Raw genomic sequence first — 1,363 nt, 5'->3', positions numbered from 1 at the left:
GCGGCGGGGTCGGGGTCGGCGGCCGGGCCGGGGTCGGTGGCCGGGCCGGGGTCGGTGGTGGGGCGGCGGGTGTACGGGTCCAGGGTCGTCGTCCTGGCCGGGAGCGGGGCCAACGGCGGCGACGCGCTGTACGCGGGGGCGCGGCTGGCGGCCAGGGGAGCGCGGGTGTCGGCGGTGCTGCTGGCGCCGGACCGTACCCACGAAGGCGGCCTGTCGGCGCTGCTGGGCAAGGGCGGACGGGTCGTGGACGACCCGTTCGAGGTGCTGGCGGTGGCTGATCTGGTGCTGGACGGCATCACGGGCATCGGGGGGCACGGGGGGCTGCGGCCCGACGCGGTGCCGGTGGCGCGGGCGGCGCGCGGGGGGAGCGGGGTGATCGTCGCCGTCGACCTGCCGAGCGGGGTGGAGGCGGACAGCGGTGAGGTGAAGGGGGAGGCGCTGCGGGCGGACGCGACGGTGACCTTCGGCGCGTACAAGCCGGGGCTGCTGATCGACCCGGCGCGCGAGTACGCGGGGGCGGTGCGGCTGGTGGACATCGGCCTGGGCCCGTACCTGCCGTCCGTACCGGAGTTGGAGGCGCTCCAGCACGCGGACGTGGCGCGGCTGTTGCCGAAACCGACGGGCGAGAGCGACAAGTACCGGCGGGGGGTGGTGGGGATCGTGGCCGGTTCCGCGAGGTATCCGGGTGCGGCGGTGCTGGCGGTGGCGGGGGCGCTGCGGGGCGGTGCGGGGGCGGTGCGGTACGTGGGTCCTGGCGGCGATGCGGTGATCGCCCGCTACCCGGAGACGCTGGTGCACGACGGCCCGCCGTCGAAGGCGGGCCGGGTGCAGGCGTGGGCGGTGGGGCCGGGGCTGGGCGACGGACCGGGTGTGGCGGACGTCCTGGCCTCGGACGTCCCGGTTCTGGTCGACGCGGACGGCCTGCGGCTGCTGGACCCGGCGACGGTACGGGCGCGTACCGCGCCGACCCTGCTCACCCCGCACGCGGGGGAGGCGGCGGCGCTGCTGGGGGTGGACCGCGCGGAGGTGGAGTCGGGCCGGCTGGCGGCGGTACGGGAGCTGGCGGCACGGTACGGCGCGACGGTGCTGCTCAAGGGCTCGACCACCCTGATCGCCTCACCGGACAGGTCGGTGCCGGTACGGGTGAACCCGACGGGCACACCCTGGCTGGCGACGGCGGGCAGCGGCGACGTGCTGTCGGGCCTGGCGGGCTCACTGCTGGCGTCGGGCCTGGAGGCAAGGGACGCGGCATCGGCGGCGGCCTATTTGCACGGCCTGGCGGGACGCTTGGCGTCCCGGGGGGCGCCGGTGGCGGCGCATGAGGTGGCGGAGGGGGTGCGGGAGGCTTGGAGGAGTGTGCAGG

1 protein-coding gene is annotated in these 1,363 nt (G+C 77.3%); it reads left to right on the top strand.

Going from position 1 to position 1,363, the window contains the following annotated elements:
- Window positions 1-36: 36 nt before the first annotated feature.
- On the top strand, window positions 37-1,363 hold a 1,327-nt coding region (locus GT042_RS27510; RefSeq protein ID WP_345943946.1), incomplete at its 3' end, for an NAD(P)H-hydrate dehydratase.

It is taken from the genome of Streptomyces sp. SID3212, assembly GCF_009865405.1.
Lineage (GTDB): Bacteria > Actinomycetota > Actinomycetes > Streptomycetales > Streptomycetaceae > Streptomyces.
Note: the sequence above shows the minus strand (reverse complement) of the source record. Positions and strands in the feature narration are given on the sequence as shown.